We start from the raw sequence: 19,433 nt of genomic DNA, 5'->3' as shown, positions 1-19,433 counted from the left end.
ACCGCAAAAGGGATTTGTCTTCCCGCTGCCAGCCGGCGTCCGGCCAGTGGGCCACGGGCTGGAGCCGCAGAAGGAAGCCCGCAGGAAAAGCGCGGGAAGGGGAAACAAGGACCCGGCCGCCTGCCCCTCAGGAGGGAGAGAAGGAAGAAAGGAAGAAAGGAAGGAAGGAAGGAAGGAAGAAGGGAAAGGCGGTAGAGGGGAGACCCACCCGCCCACCCTGGGGGTCGGCCAACCGGCCCCGTGCCGGGACCGGTTGGCCGGCTTCAGTCTGCCCGTCTTCATGTGTCTCCTGTGTCCTTGCGCTGATTAAGAGGGCCGGAAATGACGGATGGTGAACCCGTGAGCATTTGCAGGAGCGTGCCAGGCTTTGCACCCATGGCTGCGCTTCGCCGCAGCCTGCGCAGCGGCCGAGCCGCCTTGCGCCGTCTCGTCGGCAAAGCCGCTACGATCGCTCACGCTCTCCCGCGCAGCGCTCGGCCCGGTCAGGCGGACGCCGCATCGGTGCGGCGGCGCTGATCTCGGCTCCTGGCTGGCAGGGGGCGTCATGCGCCCCCGTCGGCGCCGCAGCTCCATGCGCCGGGGCCGCAAGGCGCTGCGCACGATGACGCCCCTGTTACGCGAGATCTTTCTCGCCATGTGCTTTGAGGGACCTGGACTACGAAGTCGCCGCGCGCCGCGATAGCAGCGCCTCCTACGCGCATCGAGAATTCGCCAGGCCTTCAGGATCCTGCAGCCTCGCCGCTGAAACCAGAGCGGACAGAGACCTTCCCCCCGGGGCCCTGCCCGCCTTTTCAGGGCACGGCGGCCGTGCTCGCATCTCGCGCGCGCGCCCCGACTACCGCGCCCACCATGCCTGAATTGACTTATGTTATGCGGTTTGTTGTATGATAGGTTGGGTATCTTGCGACGGGTCATGTTAAGGTGACCGATCGCCACTACTCTATAAGGGCTCTCGGCGACTGAGAGATGAGCGTGCTCCCGCCTGATGGGAGTGACACGTGGCAGACTCGCCTCTGAATTTGATGATTCGCAAACTCGGCACCAGGACTACCCTGAGCGAGAGCGATCACCGCGCCATCCGTGGACTGCCCTATCTCCTGCGCACCTATCATGCCGCCGCTTACGCCGTCAGGGAGGGAGAGCCGCCGCGCCGCCACTGCGATTTCATCCAGACGGGCTTCGCATACCGCCAGAAATTGACCGCCAATGGCGCCAGGCAGATTGTTTCGATCCACCTGCAGGGCGATTTCATCGACCTGCAGAGCCTCTTCCTCAACATCGCCGATCACAACGTCCAGGCGCTGACCGAACTCAAGGTGGTAGCGATCGAGCGCGAGGCGCTTCAGGCGCTCGCACTCGATCGCCCTGCTGTGGGCCGCGCGATGTGGATCGACGCGCTGGTCGACTCGTCGATCTACCGCGAATGGGTCATGAACGTGGGCCGGCGCGACGCCCGCGCGCGCATAGCCCACGTCCTGTGCGAAGTGTGGCTCCGCATGAAAGCCGCCGGCTACCCGGTCGAGGACGGGTTCGAGCTTCCCCTGACCCAGGAACAGCTCGCCGATGTCGTCGGTCTGACGCCGGTCCATGTGAACCGGACCCTGAAGGCGCTGCAGAAAGAAGGCGTCGTCCATCGCAACCGCCGCTATGTCAGCTTCTCCGACTGGGACGCCATGGCCGGCATCGGCGATTTCAATGCTCTGTACCTCCATCTGGACCAGAGCCAGCCCGCCATCCACCTGTGACCTGCCGCTCGCCGGATGTCGCCGTTTCTGCTGACCGGCCCTGCGGGCGCCATCCGCCTGGACGGAGCGATGCTGCGGAACGCCGCGAAACCAGGATCACAGACGGCTCCAGTGAGTACCGCAGGACCACGGAACCAGCCTCGCCGCCGCCGGAGCAGGCGCTCCCGCGCGCACCCCGCTGGGGTCAGGGAGCCCCAGCACCAACGTTCTCGGCTTCCCGCCCGCAGCGATCCGCCAGGGTCCGGGCCAAGCGCGGAAACGCGACAGCGAAAGGCACCGCTTCGGCGAAATCCTCCATTGTCCAGTCATCCTGCGTCCTGTCAGGCGGCGTCCTGTCAGCTGGCGTCCTGCCGGGCCAGGTCATTCGAACAGCTTTCGCTCGTTACAGGTGGCCGCACGCGCCGAGACGATAGTCACGCTCTCGTCGCTGCACGTCATCACAATCACCGCGACAAAGCCGTCGACCCAGCCAATGACAGCCCAGGCCCCGCACCGCGATCGCCTGACCAGCGCCGCCGAGAAGTATCTCTCGCCAACCCGAGCGAAATCCACGTCGTGCTCGTGGATATTGGCAAGCCTGCGCTGCTCGTCCCAAAGGATTTTCATGGCCGGCGGGAGTTACCGCCCAAGCGCGTGCGGACCAGGTAACTTGGTGCCACGCCTGCCGAACGCGCCATGAACCATCTGCGCCAAGACGGCTTTGCGCCGGATACCGCTAGCCTTTTCGGTAAAGCCTGCGCGGTCATCTTGCCGGGCTGTCTGCGCAGCGACAATCGGTTGCACGGCAACGCAGCGCCGATGAACGCTGCCTTCGCCTGATCCCAGCGCACGGCTTTGACCCCTTGCGGACCGCGCGCGTCGATGCCGACCGAAGCGTGGAGGAGGGTGCGCCGCATGAAGATAGGAGCTCTCTGGCGAGGCGCGGGCATTCCCGCAAATGACGGCGCCAGCCATCCTGTGTTTAAGCGCCGGTCCGGCCCGCCGTGATTATCCCGGCAGTGGCCCACCCCTGACCGCGAGGCGGCGATGCTGCGCGCCGCAGGTAAGGCCGCCCGGGCCGGGGATCGGCTGCCTGCGGCGCCGGGCGTTCCGGCCGCCGCATCCGCCCCGGTCCGCGCAGTCCCGCAGCTAAGTCTTCGCGCCGCCGGCGGCGCGGGGAGGCCGCCGGCGCTGAAGGCACCCACCATGCGGCCTAGTGCAGCCTGCCGGTTTCCAGCGCGATGCAGATCACGCTGAACAGGGGTTGATTGTTGTCATCGGTGACGGTGACACGAAAATCCTGGCCATCGTTCAGCACCTCGGGCCGCGACTGCATCATCTCGCCGGCATATCTGATCGCCTCCTCGCGCGCCGCGCGGTACGTCGGCCACTCGACATGCGCTTCACCGCCGCGCAGCCGCATTTTTCTCCGGTCCGCCGGGTTACGCCGCATCCTGTTACCCCCTTGTGCCCCCTTCCCATGACCGACCTGGCGAAGATAAACCTTAACATGGGTCATGTTTCGGTGCCGGGAGTACTATAAGCCGCTCTGCGGGGCCGGCGGGCCGATTTCGGGCCGCATCCAGCCCGGATTAATCGGCCAGACAAGCGAGGCGCTCCGCCAAGGTGGGCCGAGCCGAACCTGCAGCGCCGTCATTGCCCTGTGGCGCTTTTCGCCGGTGCCGGACCCTGGAACTGGGCTCTGGCGCTACGCTCTGGCCCGTCCCGGCCAGTCGGCGCCGGCGGCGAGACCCTGCGCGCGTCCGAGCATCATGACGCCGGCCTCGCGGGCACTGATCGCTTTCGAAAAGAAAAAGCCCTGTCCCAGGTTGCAGCCCAGGCTCCTGAGGCCTGCCACCTGGACCGCGGTCTCGATCCCCTCGGCAACGACTTTCACGCCAAGCTCCGCCGCGATCCTCATAAGGCCGCCGACGATCACGTCGCTGGCGCCCGCAGCGCCCACGCCGTCGACGAACGACTTGTCGATCTTGATGATGTCGACCGGGACCGTCAGCAGGTGCGTCAGCGACGCGAACCCGGTCCCGAAATCATCGAGCGCGATTTTCAGCCCGCTGGCGCGCAGGCCCGCGATCGCGTCGCGCACAAAGCCTGCATCGTCGTCCATATAGACCGATTCGGTGACTTCCAGCACGACATGCCCAAGCGGAACGCCTGCCTCGCCGAACGCCTGCGACAAGACTGCGAAGAGGTTTCCTTTGCGAAAATCAGTGGACGAGACGTTGATCCCGACATGCTGGAACGGGATCCCCATGTCGAGCCAGCCGCGCAGGTCGCGGGCGACCTGGGCAATCATCCGCTCTGTGAGCGCGCCCGCCACACTCGCATCCGTGGTCGCCTCGTAAAATGACGAGGCCGGCACCAGCGAAGCGCCGAGGCGCATGCGCGACAGGGCCTCCAGGCCGATGATTTCTCCGGTCTCCAGCTTGAAGATCGGCTGGTAGTGGGCTTCCATGCGGCCTTCCCTCAGCGCCGCGTCCACTTCGCGGATCGCTGTCAGGCGGCGGGTCATGCGCGTGCCGATGCCGGGCCAATAACGCACTGCGCTTCCCCGCGCGGTCTCCTTCGCATGATAGAGCGCGAAATCCGCGTTCTGGCGCACCCGCTGCGATGTGCAGTCGCCGGGCGAAAGGACAGCGAAACCCAGCGTCGCCCTAGGCACGATGACCCAGTCGTCTCCCTCGAGTGGCGGAACCAGAACATCGAGGTAGCGGCCCGCCGCAGCGTCCGGATCGGCCAGCGCCGCGCCGGAGGTCATGACGACGGCAAATTCGTCGCCGCCCAAACGAAACACCCGGTCAGGCGCCGCCGCCGTGCCCAGGCGCATCCCGACCTGTCGCAGCAGCGCGTCCCCCGCAGCGTGGCCGAAGGTGTCGTTCGCGACCTTGAGATTGTCGAGGTCGATCATGCACAGCGCCCATGCCCCGGGAACCGCGCAGCTGAGCCCCGCCAGTTCGGTTTCGAATGCCGCGCGGTTCGGCAGGCCGGTCAGCCCGTCGGTGTTGGCCCGCCGTTCGTATTCGGTCACCCGGCGCTCCCTGTCGAAGGCAATCGTGCACAGGTTGACGCACTGGGCCACGATGTCGCGTTCGAGCGCCGACGGGCCCCGCTTTTCCTGGTAATAGAACGCGAAAGTCGCGATCACCCGGCCCTCAGAGTCCAGGACCGGGCTCGACCAGCACGCCTGCAGGCCCAGCGCCAGGACCAGGTGCCTGAAGTCATCCCATAACGGATCGGTTGCCACGTCGCTCGAGACGACCTCACGGCCCAGATAGGCCGCCGTTCCGCAGGCGCCCACGCCGGGGCCGATCGCCAGGCCGTCGATCGCATCGCAGTACTGCGCCGGCAGGCTCGGCGCCGCCAGCGAGCGCAAGTGCCCCGCCGCGTCGACGCCCAGCACCGAACAGATCGCCCCCGGAACAAGGCTTTCGACCTCCTGGCAGAGACGGCCCACCGTATCGGCCAGCGGTTCCCCTCTGGCGATCATCTCGAGTATGATGTTCTGCAGTTGCGTCACGGGGCTTCTCTCATGGTGGCCCCCAGTATTTACGGATCCCGCCTAACAAACCCATAAGCGCGCGGCCGCCGGGCCCGGAGAAAGAACCTGATCGACTGTAAGTGGCCCCAAAAAAAGCCGCCGTCAAATGGCCCGAGAGGACCGGGGCCCGCATCATCGCCGCTGCGCCGACCGCCAGGGCAGCCGGTCCGGGTGAACCTGCAACTGCAAAGGGGCGGCATGAGGGGGGTCGTATGTCCACTACGCCCGCTGACCTTCGGTGAGCAGGGCATGCTCTCCTTGGGGAAATGCGCCAGTTCTCTATTCTGACGCTCAAGCAAATCGCATGGAATCAACGTAAGTGCCGACGAAAACCGGCCTTGCGTGGATTGGGGCGGTGTGAATTCGCAGACCACATGTTGGAGTCCGAGAGGCAGCCGCCGGCCAGCTTATACTCTGAAGCGCCATGGCCTGAAAACAGCGCTTGCAGTTCAAACCATGCCGCACATGGTGCACAAACGACTGCCCCGGAACGAGCAGCCGTTTGCAATCGGGTCGAAAGGGAGTTTCCCTGCTATGAGGGGGTTGGGCGGCGGACTATCTCCGAACGGCGGCCACAACCCCGACCCCAGTCAGAACGGTTCCAGCGGCCGGGGTAACCAGCGAGAAGCTTCCTCCCACTTCCTGCCCCTGGGGCCCGTAGAACCGGCCAGTTATGCGGCCCGTTGTGCCAGACGGACCGCCGATGTCGGCGGCGAAGGCGCTCGTCATCATAGCTGCCCCTGGCATCCATGGGTTGATGAAGGTCAAAGTGCCAAGGTCGGTCGTGACCTGGGTACGCGTATTCGTGGCTGCGGGCTGCATGGATCCGGTGAATGCATTACGACCGAAATCGAAGTCGAAGGCAGCAGAGCCATGCAGCGCGAAGAGGTCGGCGTTGCTGCCGGCCCCTATGGCGCTGCCGTAGACCACTCCCCGGTAGCTGGCCTGGCCACTAAGGGGTAACTGTGAGAAGCCTGTTTCGAGGCCGAACACGAAGGTCTCGTTCATTGCACGGGCTCCCGCTACGCGCATTTCCCTGAGACCGAAGCCTGTGTACGTGAGCGCGAGTTCGTCGTTACCCGGCCCGGGATTGTAGATACGATACATCTGTCCAGACGCCGGCACATACGTCGTGAAACGGCTATCCGATTGCGCTGCTACGCGGTTGCCGTCGTTCAAGTCGTAGAAGTACTTGTACGAACGAGGATCGGTGGCGACAAGAAATGACGTCTGCCCCCCACTGCCCAGAGAGGTGTCGCCGTAGTCGTTCGTGCCGGCATTGCGTGTGGCGAAAATCGCCGCCGTATAGGCCTGGAGTTCGATAGGCATCACCAGATCGGTGAGCGTTTCATATCCAGGTGTGCTGCGTGAGCGACCGAGCAGTACACCGGAAATCATCTGGTTGCGCGTATTGGCGCCGTAGAACGTGGCGCCGACCTCTTCCGCAGCGGAACCATAGAAGCGGCCTTCCAAGGTAGCAGCAGCATCGCTGAAGCGGATCGAACCGGACAAGGCGTTTCCACCCACTCCCAAAACGCCCTCGAGCGTGAAGACCGACTGGTCTAATGCCGCGTAGCCGTTATCGTTGAAGCGGCGCGTTATCTTCAACCCCACCCCTGTCAGCGTGGCAGACGCGAAGTTTACTTGCATGGTCCCGCGGCCATCGAAATCGGCGAGGACGTCGTCCCCTGCCTCCATGCCGATGATGCCGAAAGCGAAGGTCCCGGTTCCCGTGATCGGAACCGCGCCATTGGCTGTCTGTACGCCATAGGTGAACACGTTCAGGCGATTGTTCTGGATTCCCCCCGCCGTGTCGGTGCGTCGCTGAATGCCACCGCCGACATAGCGATTGGTCAAGATGCCGCTCTCACCTGCCTTGGTGAGGACGAGACTATCTGTGACGGTCCCTTGCGTTCGCACGTAACGCGTTATTCTTCGATCGCTGCTGGCGGTATCCCTATCCGCCGCCCGGAAGACCTGAGAGGCCTGCGGAGCCGTGATCGTATAGCTGCCGTTGGTCGCATCGTAGGCGATCGTCAGGGTGGTGCGTCCCTCGACCTCCGGGCTCGTGCCCCCGCCGGGATAGAGCGCCGAAACGGTTCCGGCGTCGGCGGTGAAGACTTCGCTGATGCTCGGATTGATCAACGAAGTATTCCCCGCTGGCGGTGAGGGAGTAGGAGTAGGGGGAGGAGTGGGCGTTGGCGTTGGCGTTGGCGTTGGAGTGGGTGTTGGAGTGGGCGAAGGGGTAGGGGCCGGCGTAGGCGTAGGCGTAGGCGTAGGCGTCGGCGAAGGGCTCGGGGCCGGCGTTGGTGTCGGTGCAGGAGGCACCGGCGTGCTGTTGGTGCTGCCCCCGCCGCCGCCACAGGCCGACAGCGCGAGGCCGAGCGCCATCAGCGAGGCGCTGACCGAAAGTCGTGCAATACGCATCGAAGTCATGAACATTCCCCCATTCAGAATGCCGACGTGACGCCGAACTCGGCGACGACGCGGCGGTAGTCGTAAATCTCGATTGAGGAACGGTTACGCTCCCACTTGAGGCGCACCAGCGGCGCGAAGCTGCCCAGGTGCAACGCGCGCAAAGTCGCTGCCATGCTGGCACTGTAGCGGTCTTCGATGCGGCGGTTCGGGTAGAGGAACAGGCGGGCATCCGCTTCGAGGTGGCTGTAACCGACAGTACCCACCAGCGTGGTGCGACCCAGTTCGAGGAAAAGGTAGGCGGACGTTCCGCCCATCGCCAGCGAGTAACCCGGGTCGCGTGCTGCTTCGCGGAAACCGAAAGCCTGCACGCCGCCGCCGAAACGCGCGCTGAAAGCCCGATCGAAGCTGGCGGAGAGCGTGAAGTCATCCGCCGTCTGCAGCGCATTGCGCCGGTTGGTCACATGGGCGATGTTGCCGTCGAGGCGCACCTGCCCCCGCTTGCCCACCGGTCGCTGCCAACTCACCCCGCCCCCCATGGTGGTGCTGAACAGTCGGCCGCCGTACCAGCGACGCGCCGGGCCTGCCGAGAAGGTCAGCTGGTTGCCGCCCCAAGTGTATTGCGGCCCGGCCTGGAGCGCCAAGCTGATGTCGCTGAAATCCTTCTCGCGGTAGAGCGTCGCGTCGGTCGAGGCACGCACCAGGAGGTCGGTCCCCGGCTCGATGCCAAGGCGAAAATAGCCCTGTCCCTGCAGGTCGAGGCCTACACCCGATTTGGCGCGGGCATCGTCGTCGAGCGAGAAGTCGCCGATCACCGTGCCCAGCGTATCCGAACGGGTGGCGCGATTGATGTTGCTGTCCGGCGCAAGCGCCACTTCGATCGAGCCGCCCAGCGGCTTGCGGGCATTGAGCGAGCGCGAATAGAAGCGCACCAGCTGTTCCACAGACGAAGGAAGCCCCGCGGCCTGCGCCGCGCGTAGTTCCTTGCGGGCGCCGGCCATGTTGCCGAGCATTGCTTGCATGCGCGCTAGTTCCAAGCGCACCCGCGCGGCGCCGGGCTTGTCGTCGAGGATACGGCGAAACTCGAGCGCGGCATCGCTGTAGCGCTTGAGATCGTCGGCCAGCATCAGGCCGAGACGGAACCGGGCCTCGGTGCGAACCTCGAGGTCGGCGTCCCGTGTGAGGGCCCGATAGGCGGTCTCGGCGGTGGCGAAATCGCCTGCCCGACCCGCTTGCTCGGCCAACGCAAAGATCTGCGCGGCCGAGAGTTTAATTTGCGCGGGAACCGGCGCAGGCGGGACCCCCTGATCCTGCGCACCCGCACCGGCCGCGATGCCGGCCAGCATCGCCGCAACCAGCAGTCGAAGAATGAAAATGGCATGCCCCCGTTTGCACACCGGATTATCGTAGAGATGCAATCAATGTCTAGATGGATCGTACACCTTGTTTCAATAAATTAATCGACGATTGCAGCAGCGTGCCAATCTCCCAGTGATATGCCCGCTCTGCTCGATCGAGTGGATACGTCATGACGCCACGCCACAAGGCAGCGATGACACCCAATATAAATAAGACACGGTCGGCGCGAATGTCTTGCTGCGGCTGATTTTGGCAGATGACAAAGTCAAGATTCTTAAATCAACGACGGTTCCAATTGTGCGTTTCCACACCTGCCGTCCACGGCCGATGAGCCTCTCAGGAACCGCTCCCCGGCTGCTCGCAGGCGAGCCGGGTTGAAGTCACAACTAAGCCAATCGGCAAGTTGCCAGTTCCAACGCATGATCGATGAGGCACCTTTCTATGGATCACCATGGGGCAAATATTTGATTTATGAGAGGCCGCGCCATCGCTCGCAGGATTACGAGGAGCGAACGATGGTCGACCGACTTGCGCTCGGTGTCGCAACGACCTGCCTGGTCGCCCTGATCGCATAACTGCCCGCAGCGAGGGGCAACTGCTTTCTCGAAGAACCGGAAGGAAGTCGCCGCCACCCGTTTTCTACGGCATGGAAATCTGGATTGTGGTCAAAACCGCTAAGCGCAAAATGGGTCCGGAGGTCTGTGATGCCCGACGTGTTCTATTCCACGAAAATGAGTTTGGCGGTAGGATTTGTCCTGCTCATCTGGGCCCTCATCGCGGGTGGCTTTTTCACGGCGCGGTATCGACCAGCATTGATCAACCTGGGCGGGCGAGAGCCGCATCCCCTGCACGAAGACGCAGCAAAGGTCCGCGGCTGATCCATGCACCCAAACAGCCCAACCATAGATAAAGCCTTCTCGCTGGTAACAACGCTTCATCGGCAACCAGTTCGGGGGCCGGCCGATGACCTGTCACTGTCAGCGCGATGAGAATCGTTCATCTCTGGGACACGCGTTTCCTTGCCGGCATCTGCCGCAGTCGCGGCAGCAACGACGCCCGCATCCTTTGGCAGCACGCTCTCCGAGGCATTCGCTCCAGAATCCTCCGGGACCAGGGACAAAGGCGCCTCTCCGGCCCTTGCGTCCTGGTTGCACGCGGCCTTGCGCACGGCTGCGCCGAGCATGAGCAGGCCCGAACGGCGACATTCCGGAAAATCGCAGCGACGGCCAGCTCTAACCTGCCCTTTCTCCTGCCCGGCGTCGTAGCAGTCCGCCGACCCGGTCAGTTCGGGAAACCGGCCCCACGAACCCCGTTACCTGTCCCGCGAACGGTTGGCGCGCAAGCGACGGCCTGATCCGCGCAGTCGTGCCGCCAGTGAGGTCTGCCAGGCTGTCACCGCCCGCCTCTTTCCCTGCCGAAACCAGAAGGTCACGTATAGCGCCCGCCCAGGTTACGCGGGTGCCCGCGTCATGACACCGTCCCGCAATGCGCCCGTCCTTGAAAGGACCTCTTAGCCTCAAGGCTGGTACCGCGAAGGTGTTCAGCTCGGCCCTTCTTCCCCTTAACGCCGACCGCCGCTGCCAACTTCCCGCCACTTTGCCGAAGCAAATGACGGAAAGTTAATCCCGCGGACTGCTTCTCTACAGCTAAGCGGTGCTGAAAATATGCCCGCCGCGCAGCCGAGGATCGGGCCCCTCTCCATGTTCATTTTCCTGCCTCAAATCATCCGATGCCGATTGGGCTGGCATGCTCCATCGAACAGCACGATCGCTCGAGGCGATCACGGCTATGTGGCGAACTGCCGTTGCTGCCGAGCCAACATTCGCCGGCGGTCGCGGCACAACTGGAGCGCCACACCGCGCCAATAATAAGGCCGCAGCGGCACAGATTGGCGCGGCGCTTTCAATAGCGCGGCGGGCGGGCGAGCACGCGATTCATGCCGCCGTGACCGGGTTCCGCCCGCGCATCGCACGGCGATCCTGTCCGTCAGTACGCGGGGGGCGCGACCGGATCGGCCGGGCACTTCGCCGCGTCGCCGTCCCAGCAATAGGGATTGGTACGCTCCCACTCCTTGCGCTCGGCGCGGTAGTCCTGCCGGGCCTCGGAGTTGCGCGTCAGCGCATCGGAGTAGAGCACATCGTTGTGCTGTGTTGCCATTTCATTCAGCGCGACGGCGGCATCGTGATGGGCTTCGCTGGCGCTATTGGCCTCGACCTGCTTACGCGCGGCTTGTGCCTGCTGGGCATTGAGCATCTGGCGGCGGGCCTCGGGATCGCCCGGCTCGGGAACGCTGGACCTTGCTGCCGCTTCGGGCTGCTGCGGCGCCTCGGCGCTGGAAACGGCGGGCGATGCGATGGCGATGGCAGCAAGCACTGCCGCCAAGGTCGGTATGGTGCGCATTGCAATTCTCCGGGTCGATGGCTGGTAAGTCATGACCGGGGAAACGCCGGCAAGCGCAGCCGGGTTTCCCGGATGATCGCCCTTTTTAGCGTACGCGGCTCGGCGCCGCCGCCGGCCGGCTCGTGAAAATAGCACGCGTGTCCGAAATTTCTCCCGCCGAAACCCGGACCACGCGTTGCGGCGTAGAAACGGGACGAAGGCTCCGTTTGGCCGCTGCCAGGCATGATCCGTCTCGCGCTCACCGACTGCAGACCGTCTTTGTTGTCAATCAGGCGATCCTGCTTACGCTGATCGTTGAGTTCATCGCGTGCCCGGCCCGCCCGATCTCAACCAGACGTGAGACCACAAGACCACTGGCACTCATCGACGTTGTCGGGCAAGGGCGCCCACCACTCCAGGTAAATGTCATGACGGTGCGGTCGCCGCCTCGACACACGGAAAACGGCGGAAGTATGAGCAACATCGAACACAGCGCGGATATCGACGAACCGTTGATGGGGGCCAACAAAGGCTCGGTGGCACAGTTCATCGCGCGCGCAAAGCGCCGCGGCGTCGTGACCGTCAGCGAACTGAACGCGGCTTTGCCGCAGGACCAGATGACCACCGACCAGATCGAGGACATCATGTCCGCAATGTCGGAGATGGGCATCAACATCGTCGAAAACGACGAGGACGCTGAGGACGCGCAAGACGAAGCTGACACGCAGACCGAAGACGATGACGACCGTCAGGCTGCAGTTGACGATGACGGCGAAGCGTCCCCGCGGCGGACGACCGACAGCCGCAACGCGGACAGTCTCGGCCGTACCGATGATCCTGTGCGCATGTACCTGCGCGAGATGGGCGCTGTAGAAATGCTCAGCCGCGAAGGCGAAGCGGCCATTTCCAAGCGCATCGAAGCAGGCCGGGACATGATGATCCAGGGCCTGTGCGAAAGCCCGCTCACCTTCCACGCCATCATCCAGTGGTCCGAAGCGCTCAATGCCGGCGAGATGCAACTGCGCGAGATCCTCGATCTCGACGCGATGGTCTCGAAGGAGCCTGCGCCGGAAGCTCTCGGTGAAGACGGCGAGGGCGATGCGGGCGAGATCAGCGAGAAGACTGCCGGCCCCTCGTTCAAGGACGAGGACGACGTCGAGGAAGACAATTCCGAAGAGCTCGACGAGGACGGCAACCCGGTCACCAGGCGGGTGGCCGTCGACGAGGAAGAAGACAACACCATCAGCATCGCGCAGCTGGAAGCCGCGCTGAAGCCCGAAGCGCTCGAGAAGTTCCGGCTGATCACCGAGCTGTTCCGGACCTTCGAGCGCCTGCAGTCCGAGCGCCTAGACGCGCTGGCGCTGAGCATCGATTTCCCGGCCGCCAAGGAAGAGCAGTACCAGCAGCTTCGCGAGGAACTCACCGCGCAGATGGAATCGGTCAAATTCCACGCGGCCAAGATCGAATACCTGGTCGACAACCTCTATGCCTTCAACCGCCGGCTGACCGCGCTGGGCGGGCAGATGCTGCGTCTGGCCGAGCGTCACAAGGTCAAGCGCGCGGACTTCCTCGATAGCTATGTCGGACGCGAGCTGGACGACGCGTGGCTGGCGCAAATGGCCGGGACGGACAAGAAGTGGGCGGCCTTCGCCGAAGCCGAGGCCGATCCGGCCGAGCGCATCCGCCTCGAAGTCTCGGACATCGCCGCGGCCGCCGGCATGGCGCTGCCCGAATTTCGCCGTATCGTGAACATGGTCCAGAAGGCGGAGCGCGAGGCGCGCATCGCCAAGAAGGAGATGGTCGAGGCGAACCTGCGCCTGGTGATCTCGATCGCCAAGAAGTACACGAACCGCGGCCTGCAGTTCCTGGATCTCATCCAGGAGGGCAACATCGGCCTGATGAAGGCCGTCGACAAGTTCGAGTACCGCCGCGGCTACAAGTTCTCGACGTACGCCACCTGGTGGATCAGGCAGGCGATCACCCGCTCAATCGCCGACCAGGCCCGCACGATCCGTATCCCCGTCCACATGATCGAGACGATCAACAAGCTGGTCCGCACCAACCGTCGCTTCCTTCATGATCACGGCCGCGAGCCCACGCCCGAGGAAATGGCAGAGAGCCTGTCGATGCCGCTGGAGAAGGTTAAACGGGTCCTGAAGATCGCCAAGGAACCGATCTCTCTGGAATCCCCCGTTGGCGATGAAGACGATAGCCACCTTGGCGATTTCATCCAGGACGCGAATGCCGTCATTCCCGTCGACGCGGCGATCCAGTCGAACCTCAAGGAAATGATCACTCGCACGCTGGCCTCGCTGACCCCGCGTGAAGAGCGCGTGCTGCGCATGCGTTTCGGTATCGGCATGAACACCGACCACACCCTCGAGGAAGTCGGCCAGCAGTTCTCGGTTACCCGCGAACGTATCCGCCAGATCGAAGCCAAGGCGCTGAGGAAACTCAAGCATCCGAGCCGGTCGCGGGCCATGCGCGCATTCCTGGACTAGGCATCAAGCCGGGATCCGCGCGCGCAACCTATCATCCGGCGCGCCGGTAGAATGCAATGCGCTGCAATACTGTTGATTGCGAATGGGATGTGACCCGCGGGGGACTGCGGATAGCCAAGGAACAGCGACAGCGTTTCATCGAACATGCCGATGATTGCGAGAAGCCCAACTCGCCCGCGGGTCCACCGCGGCGATAGGGGCTGTCATCGAGACCCGGCACCCCGACGCTCGCCCGGCACACGGATGGCTGACATGGGCAGACGGCTGTGCCTTGCAGCCAGGCCCGCCTTCCAATCCCTCGCGCATCGTCCAGTTTGTCGCTCAAGCGCGCACTGGACGTACCGGGACTGTCACGGTGAGACGCTTCGATCGGATATCTTGCCGCCTCGCGCAGGTCTGCAAGGGCGCCCGGCTAACCGGGAACACAGGCAATGGGCACCGCGCGATCTATCGATCCCCCCAAAATGCCTGGCTGGCGCGACGTTTAAGTGCCGCGCAGCATGGTCGATACTCCGCCCGCAGGTGTGTCTCCGGGGATCATTTGCGCGGCAAGCGGTGCAGTTACCACTCCCAAATTACACATCCTTCCCTCGGGCTCTCGCACCCAAGTCCCCTCACCTGCTAAGGCCGTAGCCATGCGCTTCATCCACACCGCCGACTGGCAGCTCGGCAAGCCCTTCGGCCGCTTCGAGGCCGCCACCCGCACCGCGCTTACCGAAGCGCGCTTCGATGCGATCGACGCGTTAGGGCGGGCCGCCGCCGAGCACGGCGCCGGCCATGTGCTGGTAGCCGGCGATGTGTTCGACACCGAGGGGCCGGACGAGCGCACTGTCGTCCAGGCGGTCACCCGCATGGAGCGCCATGGCTGCCGCTGGTGGCTGCTGCCCGGCAACCATGATTTCGCGCGCAACGGCGGGCTTTGGGACCGTGTGCGGCGGCGCGCGGGGCCGCGCGTCGCGGTGCTGGCCGAGCCCACGCCCCGCGAGATCGAGGACGGCGTCTGGCTGCTCCCCGCCCCCCTGCTCCACCGCCACACGCGCGACGATCCGACCGAAGCCTTCGAGCGCATGGAGACCCCCGGCGCGCGGCTGCGGATCGGCCTCGCGCATGGATCGATCCGCGATTTCGGGTCGCAGGGCGAGGCGCCCAATCTCATCCCGCCGGGCCGCGCGCAGCTGTCAAAGCTTGACTACCTGGCGCTCGGCGACTGGCACGGCACGCTCTCGGTCGATGCGCGCACCTGGTACTCCGGCACGCCCGAGACCGACGGTTTCCAGGCCGGGCGCGACCTGCCGGGCCAGTGCCTGATCGTCGACCTCGAGCCCGACGTCCTGCCCGTCGTCACCCCGCTGCGCACCGGGCGCTACCAGTGGCTCCAGCGCGACTGGCCGATCGCCGATGCTGAGGGCTTTGCGGCGCTCTGCGACGACCTCCTCGCCGCCTGCGAGCCCGCCGCCACGCTGCTGCGCCTCAGCCTCTCGGGCATCGTCCCGCTGACCGACCGCGTCGCGATCCTGAGCCGCACCGAGGACGACATGGCGCACCGCCTGCGCAACCTCGACGTCCGCGACGCCGACGTGGTCGCCAAACCCACCGAGGAAGACCTCGCCGCGCTTTCCACCGAAGGCATGATCGGCCGCGCCGGCGCCCTGCTGCGGGCCAAGATCGACGCCGACGGCCCCGATGCCCCCCGCGCCCGCCGCGCGCTGGAGCGCCTCTTCGTCGAAGTCCTTCGCCATAACAGCATTGGGGGGGAGTCCGCCGCATGAGCCTGCTCATCCGCCGCATCGCGCTCGAGAACTTCCGCAAGTTCCGCGAGCGCCGCGAGATCGCCGGGCTGACCTCCGGCCTCAACATCGTCATCGAGTGCAACGAGGCGGGCAAGTCCACCATGCTCGAGGCGGTGCGCGCCGCGCTGTTCCTCAAGTACGGTTCGAAGACCCAGCTCATCTCCTCGTTCCAGCCCCACGGCGACGAGGTGGCGCCTGAAGTCGAGCTCGATTTCGCGGTCGGCGGCGCGGAGTACTCCTTGAAGAAGCGCTTCATCGGCCGCGCCATGGCGGAGCTTTCCGGCCCCGACGGGCGCAGCCAGAACGCCGAGGCCGAGGAGCGCCTGCAGCGCCTGCTCGGCTTCGAGGCGCAGGGCCGCAATTTCGATACCGACCTCGCCGGCGTGCTCGGCATGCTATGGGTGGCGCAGGCCGACGGCCTGTCGGTCACCGCGCCGGGCGGGCGCGTGCGCGACCTTATCGGCGCGACGCTCGAGGGCGAGGCCGGGACGATCCTTGGCAGCGCCGCGTTCGAGCGGGTGCAAGGCCGCGTCGAAGGCCAGTTCCGCCAGTTCTTCACCGACAAAGGCCAGGTCGCTAAGCTGGGCCGCCTCGGCCTCGCGCAGCAGCGCCTCGCCGCCGCCACCGAGGCGCTGGCCGAGGCCGAGAGCCGCGAGCGGGCCCTGGAAGCCGCTTTTGCCGATCTCGACCAAGCCCGCCGCCAGCTGGCAACCCTGCGCCGGGACCTCGACGACGACCACGACGCCGAGACCCGCGCCGACCTCGAGAAGAGGCTGGAAACCGCGCGCGGCGCCGCGCAGATCCTCGCCCGCCGCCAGGCCGAGGCGGCGGGCGCTGCGGGCCGGCTCTCGGGCCTGCAAGACCTGTCCGACCGCCACGCGCAGACGCTGGAACGGCGCAGCGGGGCGGAAGCGCGGCGCGATGCCGCCCGGGCCGAACGGGCCGCGCTGGCGGACACTCTCGACACCGCGCGCACCAAGGTCGCCGACGCGGCGCAGCGCCTCGACACCGCGCGGACCGAGCGCGACGCCGCCCGCACCGCCCTCGCCGCCGCCCATGAGCGCGAGACCGCGCGCCGCCGCCACGAAGGCGTCGCCGCCGCTCACAGCCGCCACACCGAAGTCCTCGCCCTCGAAATCCGGCGCGAAGCCCTCGCCGCCGAGGCCGCGCGCAGCGTACCGGCGCAGGTCCTCGATGACCTTGACGCCGCCGAGCGCGAAGTGGTGCGCCACCGCACCTTGCTGGAAGCCGACGGCACCCGCGTCGAACTCATCGGCGCCGCTGACCTGACCCGCGACGGCGCCCCCCTCGCCCCCGGCGCATGGACGCTGACCCGCGAGACCCGCATCGGCCTGCCCGGTGGCGGCGAACTCGTGCTGCGCCCGCCCCTGGCCATCGCCGGCGCCAAGGCCGCGCTCGACGCCGCCAGTGCCCGCCGCGCTGCGCTGCTCGACGAGTGGGCCCTCGCTAGCCCCGCTGAAGCGCGCGCCCGCAACGAAGCCGCGCGCGAGGCCCAGCGCCAGGCCGACACGCTCGCCGCGCACATCCTCGCTGCCGCTCCCGCCGACCGCGATCTCGCCCTGGCAGCCGGCGCCGACGCGCTGAAAGCCTTCGTCGCCATTAATCCCCTTGCCCCGGTCGCCGCCGAGGAAACCTTGCCGATCGCGCAAATTGAAGCACAGCGCGAGGAAGCAGAAACCGCCTTCGCCCGCGCCGAAGCTGTCCACGCGCAGGCGGCCGCGGACCTGCGCGAGGCGGAGAAGGCCGACACCCCGCTCGCGGTCGCCGAGCAGACCGCCGCTAACGACTGCGCCAGCCTCGCGCAGGACCTGGAGCGCCTCGCCGCCCACGCCGACTTCGCCGACCTCGCTGCCGCCCTACCCGCTGCTCGAGAACAGGCCGCCGCCGGCACCGTCGCGCTGGAGGAGGCGCGCACCGCCGTCGCCGCGTTCAACGAGGAAGCCTTGCGCCGCCAAATCGCCACCCTCGATGCTAGGCGAAAGGCCGCCGAACAGGCCCGCTCCGACGTCACCTTGCGCATCGCCGGACTGGAGGCGCGGGTGGAGAGCGAAGGCGGCAAGGGCCTGGCCGAGCACGCCGAAGCCGCGCGGGACGAAGCGGCAGCAGCGCAGACCGCGCTCATGCGCATCGAGGAGGAAGGCGAAACGCTGCGCCTGCTGCGCACTACCCTGTCGCAAGCCCAGGCCGAGACCGCGCGCACCATCACCGGTCCCGTCGCCACCCGAGCGGCCCGATACGTGGGCCGCATTCTCCACGGCGCCGAGCCCGCCTTCGGGGAAGACCTCGGCCTCGCCTCGATCCGTCGCGGCGGCCTCGAGGAAGCCTGCGAACACCTCTCGCGCGGCACCCAGGAACAGCTCGCCGTCCTGACCCGCCTCGCCTTCGCCGACATGCTGCTGGAAGAAGGCCGCCCCGTCTCGCTGATCCTCGATGACCCGCTCGTCTACGCCGACGACATCCGCCTCGACGCCATGATCGACCTCATCGCCGAAGCTTCGGAGCGCATGCAGGTGATCCTGCTGACCTGCCGGGAACGGGCGTTCCGGCACGTGGAGGGGAACCGCATCAGGCTGTAAGCGCAGCCGGCTGCCGGAAGATGCTGCTACTCGACGGAAAATCGGTAGACGACCTTTGGCCGGTCGCCAGGATTTTGTGGCTATCCTTCGGGCGCCGGGGCCAGGTCGCAATGTCAGCTGGGAGGCCGAGGCCGCCATGCTAGGCCGCGCCGATCTGCGCAATCCCGCTGTCCATCTTGCAAATTTCCACATGCCGGCCGGGAGCCGCGGTGCGCGTGGCGAAGACACCGCACGCCGCAACCGTGTGGGTGATTATGAGCAGTCGCGTGGTCGTCGCCCTCTTGAGATCCCGCGCATATGCTGCGCCTTGGTGCGTCTTACCGGCGGGGGACCCGATCAAAACGAGCGGTGCCGCCGATCGAAAGGCGGCGGCGGACGATGCGTTGCTCACGTGTTCACGTGCTCACGTCGGGGCAGATTCCCAAGCCAAGGCAATGCGCCCTGCTAGCACAACGGGAAAAGTCCGGCCGCTGATCGATCCTAGGGACGAGAATGGTAACCGAGGGAAACTCCCGGGCGGTCAGGCTATGCAAAGTCGCAGCAGTGTGATTCACGCTACGGGTGGCACAAGGCGACGACATCAGCGCTGAGATGGCGGATTTGGATCTGCGCCGTGTTGTGGCGGCGCTGGTCGAGCGCTGTGACTGACTTGAGGAAAAAGTCGAATACCTCACTGCCGAGAATGCGGCTTTGAAGCGCGAGAACCAGGCGCTGAAGGTCAAGATTGCCCAGCTCAAAGGGCACCCGCCCAGGCCAAAGTTCAACAAGACGAAGCCGTCCGGGATGAAGAAGGCTACCGCGCCGAGTGGCAAAACGCGGCGCAAACGCACGCGAGGTGCGGTAAAGTCGAAGCTGACGATGGGCCGGGAAGTGACGCTCAAGGCAGCGCCTCCCGGCTGATCACGTTTCAAAGGTTATGAAAACGTTCTGGTTCGGAATCTTCGGATCAGCGTTGGCGTGGTCCGCTATCGCCGCAAGCGGTGGCACGACGCGGATGAGAACCGCATTGTCGCGCCACTACCCGTCGGTATTGTCGGCCGGTTCTGCGAACAGCCGTCAGCAACATCAGCCCAGCATCTTCTTGGCCATGGCGCGAACCTCGTCGCCCAGGT

The 19,433-nt window shown here is 65.7% G+C and carries 14 protein-coding genes; 8 read left to right on the top strand and 6 right to left on the bottom strand.

Annotated elements, in window-relative coordinates:
* Positions 1-1,022: 1,022 nt before the first annotated feature.
* Positions 1,023-1,745, top strand: a complete 723-nt coding sequence (locus PMI02_RS07110; protein ID WP_036502734.1) for a Crp/Fnr family transcriptional regulator — start codon at positions 1,023-1,025, stop codon at positions 1,743-1,745.
* Positions 1,746-2,105: 360 nt separating this feature from the next.
* On the opposite strand, the gene PMI02_RS07100 is transcribed toward PMI02_RS07110, so the two are convergent.
* Positions 2,106-2,351 carry a BrnT family toxin gene (locus tag PMI02_RS07100; RefSeq protein WP_036502731.1) on the bottom strand — a complete coding sequence of 82 codons (246 nt, stop codon included), beginning with the start codon at positions 2,349-2,351 and terminating at the stop codon, positions 2,106-2,108.
* 69 nt (positions 2,352-2,420) lie between these two features.
* On the opposite strand from PMI02_RS07100, the gene PMI02_RS26985 reads away from it, so the two are divergent.
* A complete protein-coding gene (locus tag PMI02_RS26985; protein ID WP_157222416.1) occupies positions 2,421-2,564 on the top strand; it encodes a hypothetical protein in 144 nt (47 codons plus the stop codon).
* 373 nt (positions 2,565-2,937) lie between these two features.
* Here PMI02_RS26985 and PMI02_RS07095 read toward each other — a convergent pair whose 3' ends face one another.
* The 4 genes from PMI02_RS07095 to PMI02_RS07080 form a co-directional block, all read right to left on the bottom strand.
* A complete protein-coding gene (locus PMI02_RS07095; RefSeq protein ID WP_007680783.1) occupies positions 2,938-3,177 on the bottom strand; it encodes a hypothetical protein in 240 nt (79 codons plus the stop codon).
* Positions 3,178-3,432: 255 nt separating this feature from the next.
* Positions 3,433-5,259: a bifunctional diguanylate cyclase/phosphodiesterase gene (locus PMI02_RS07090; RefSeq protein WP_007680781.1), complete on the bottom strand. Its 1,827-nt coding sequence runs from the start codon at positions 5,257-5,259 to the stop codon at positions 3,433-3,435.
* 576 nt (positions 5,260-5,835) lie between these two features.
* Positions 5,836-7,425, bottom strand: a complete 1,590-nt coding sequence (locus tag PMI02_RS07085) for a transferrin-binding protein-like solute binding protein (RefSeq protein ID WP_007680780.1) — start codon at positions 7,423-7,425, stop codon at positions 5,836-5,838.
* Positions 7,426-7,730: 305 nt separating this feature from the next.
* On the bottom strand, positions 7,731-9,041 hold the full coding sequence (locus PMI02_RS07080; RefSeq protein ID WP_007680777.1) for a surface lipoprotein assembly modifier: 1,311 nt from the start codon (positions 9,039-9,041) through the stop codon (positions 7,731-7,733).
* A gap of 432 nt (positions 9,042-9,473) precedes the next feature.
* Here PMI02_RS07080 and PMI02_RS26980 point away from each other — a divergent pair, with 432 nt between their 5' ends.
* Together PMI02_RS26980 and PMI02_RS26975 are read left to right on the top strand one after the other, a co-directional pair.
* Entirely contained in the window at positions 9,474-9,629 is a 156-nt protein-coding gene (locus PMI02_RS26980) for a hypothetical protein (protein WP_157222415.1), read from the top strand.
* Positions 9,630-9,758: 129 nt separating this feature from the next.
* The gene (locus PMI02_RS26975) at positions 9,759-9,932 is read left to right on the top strand and encodes a hypothetical protein (RefSeq protein ID WP_007680773.1); all 174 of its coding nucleotides are present in this window, start codon (positions 9,759-9,761) and stop codon (positions 9,930-9,932) included.
* A gap of 1,108 nt (positions 9,933-11,040) precedes the next feature.
* Here PMI02_RS26975 and PMI02_RS07075 read toward each other — a convergent pair.
* A complete protein-coding gene (locus tag PMI02_RS07075) occupies positions 11,041-11,454 on the bottom strand; it encodes a hypothetical protein (RefSeq protein ID WP_007680772.1) in 414 nt (137 codons plus the stop codon).
* Positions 11,455-11,906: 452 nt separating this feature from the next.
* On the opposite strand from PMI02_RS07075, the gene rpoD reads away from it, so the two are divergent.
* The 4 genes from rpoD (at position 11,907) to PMI02_RS25805 (ending at position 19,221) form a co-directional block, all read left to right on the top strand.
* Positions 11,907-13,934, top strand: a complete 2,028-nt coding sequence (gene rpoD / locus PMI02_RS07070; RefSeq protein WP_036502726.1) for an RNA polymerase sigma factor RpoD — start codon at positions 11,907-11,909, stop codon at positions 13,932-13,934.
* 635 nt (positions 13,935-14,569) lie between these two features.
* Entirely contained in the window at positions 14,570-15,703 is a 1,134-nt protein-coding gene (locus PMI02_RS07065; RefSeq protein WP_007680764.1) for a DNA repair exonuclease, read from the top strand.
* The gene (locus tag PMI02_RS07060; protein WP_007680762.1) at positions 15,700-18,321 is read left to right on the top strand and encodes an AAA family ATPase; all 2,622 of its coding nucleotides are present in this window, start codon (positions 15,700-15,702) and stop codon (positions 18,319-18,321) included. The genes PMI02_RS07065 and PMI02_RS07060 overlap by 4 nt, the downstream gene beginning before the upstream one ends.
* A gap of 690 nt (positions 18,322-19,011) precedes the next feature.
* Positions 19,012-19,221 carry a hypothetical protein gene (locus PMI02_RS25805; protein WP_007680759.1) on the top strand — a complete coding sequence of 70 codons (210 nt, stop codon included), beginning with the start codon at positions 19,012-19,014 and terminating at the stop codon, positions 19,219-19,221.
* Positions 19,222-19,433: the final 212 nt, after the last annotated feature.

This window comes from Novosphingobium sp. AP12 (assembly GCF_000281975.1).
Lineage (GTDB): Bacteria > Pseudomonadota > Alphaproteobacteria > Sphingomonadales > Sphingomonadaceae > Novosphingobium.
Note: the sequence above shows the minus strand (reverse complement) of the source record. Positions and strands in the feature narration are given on the sequence as shown.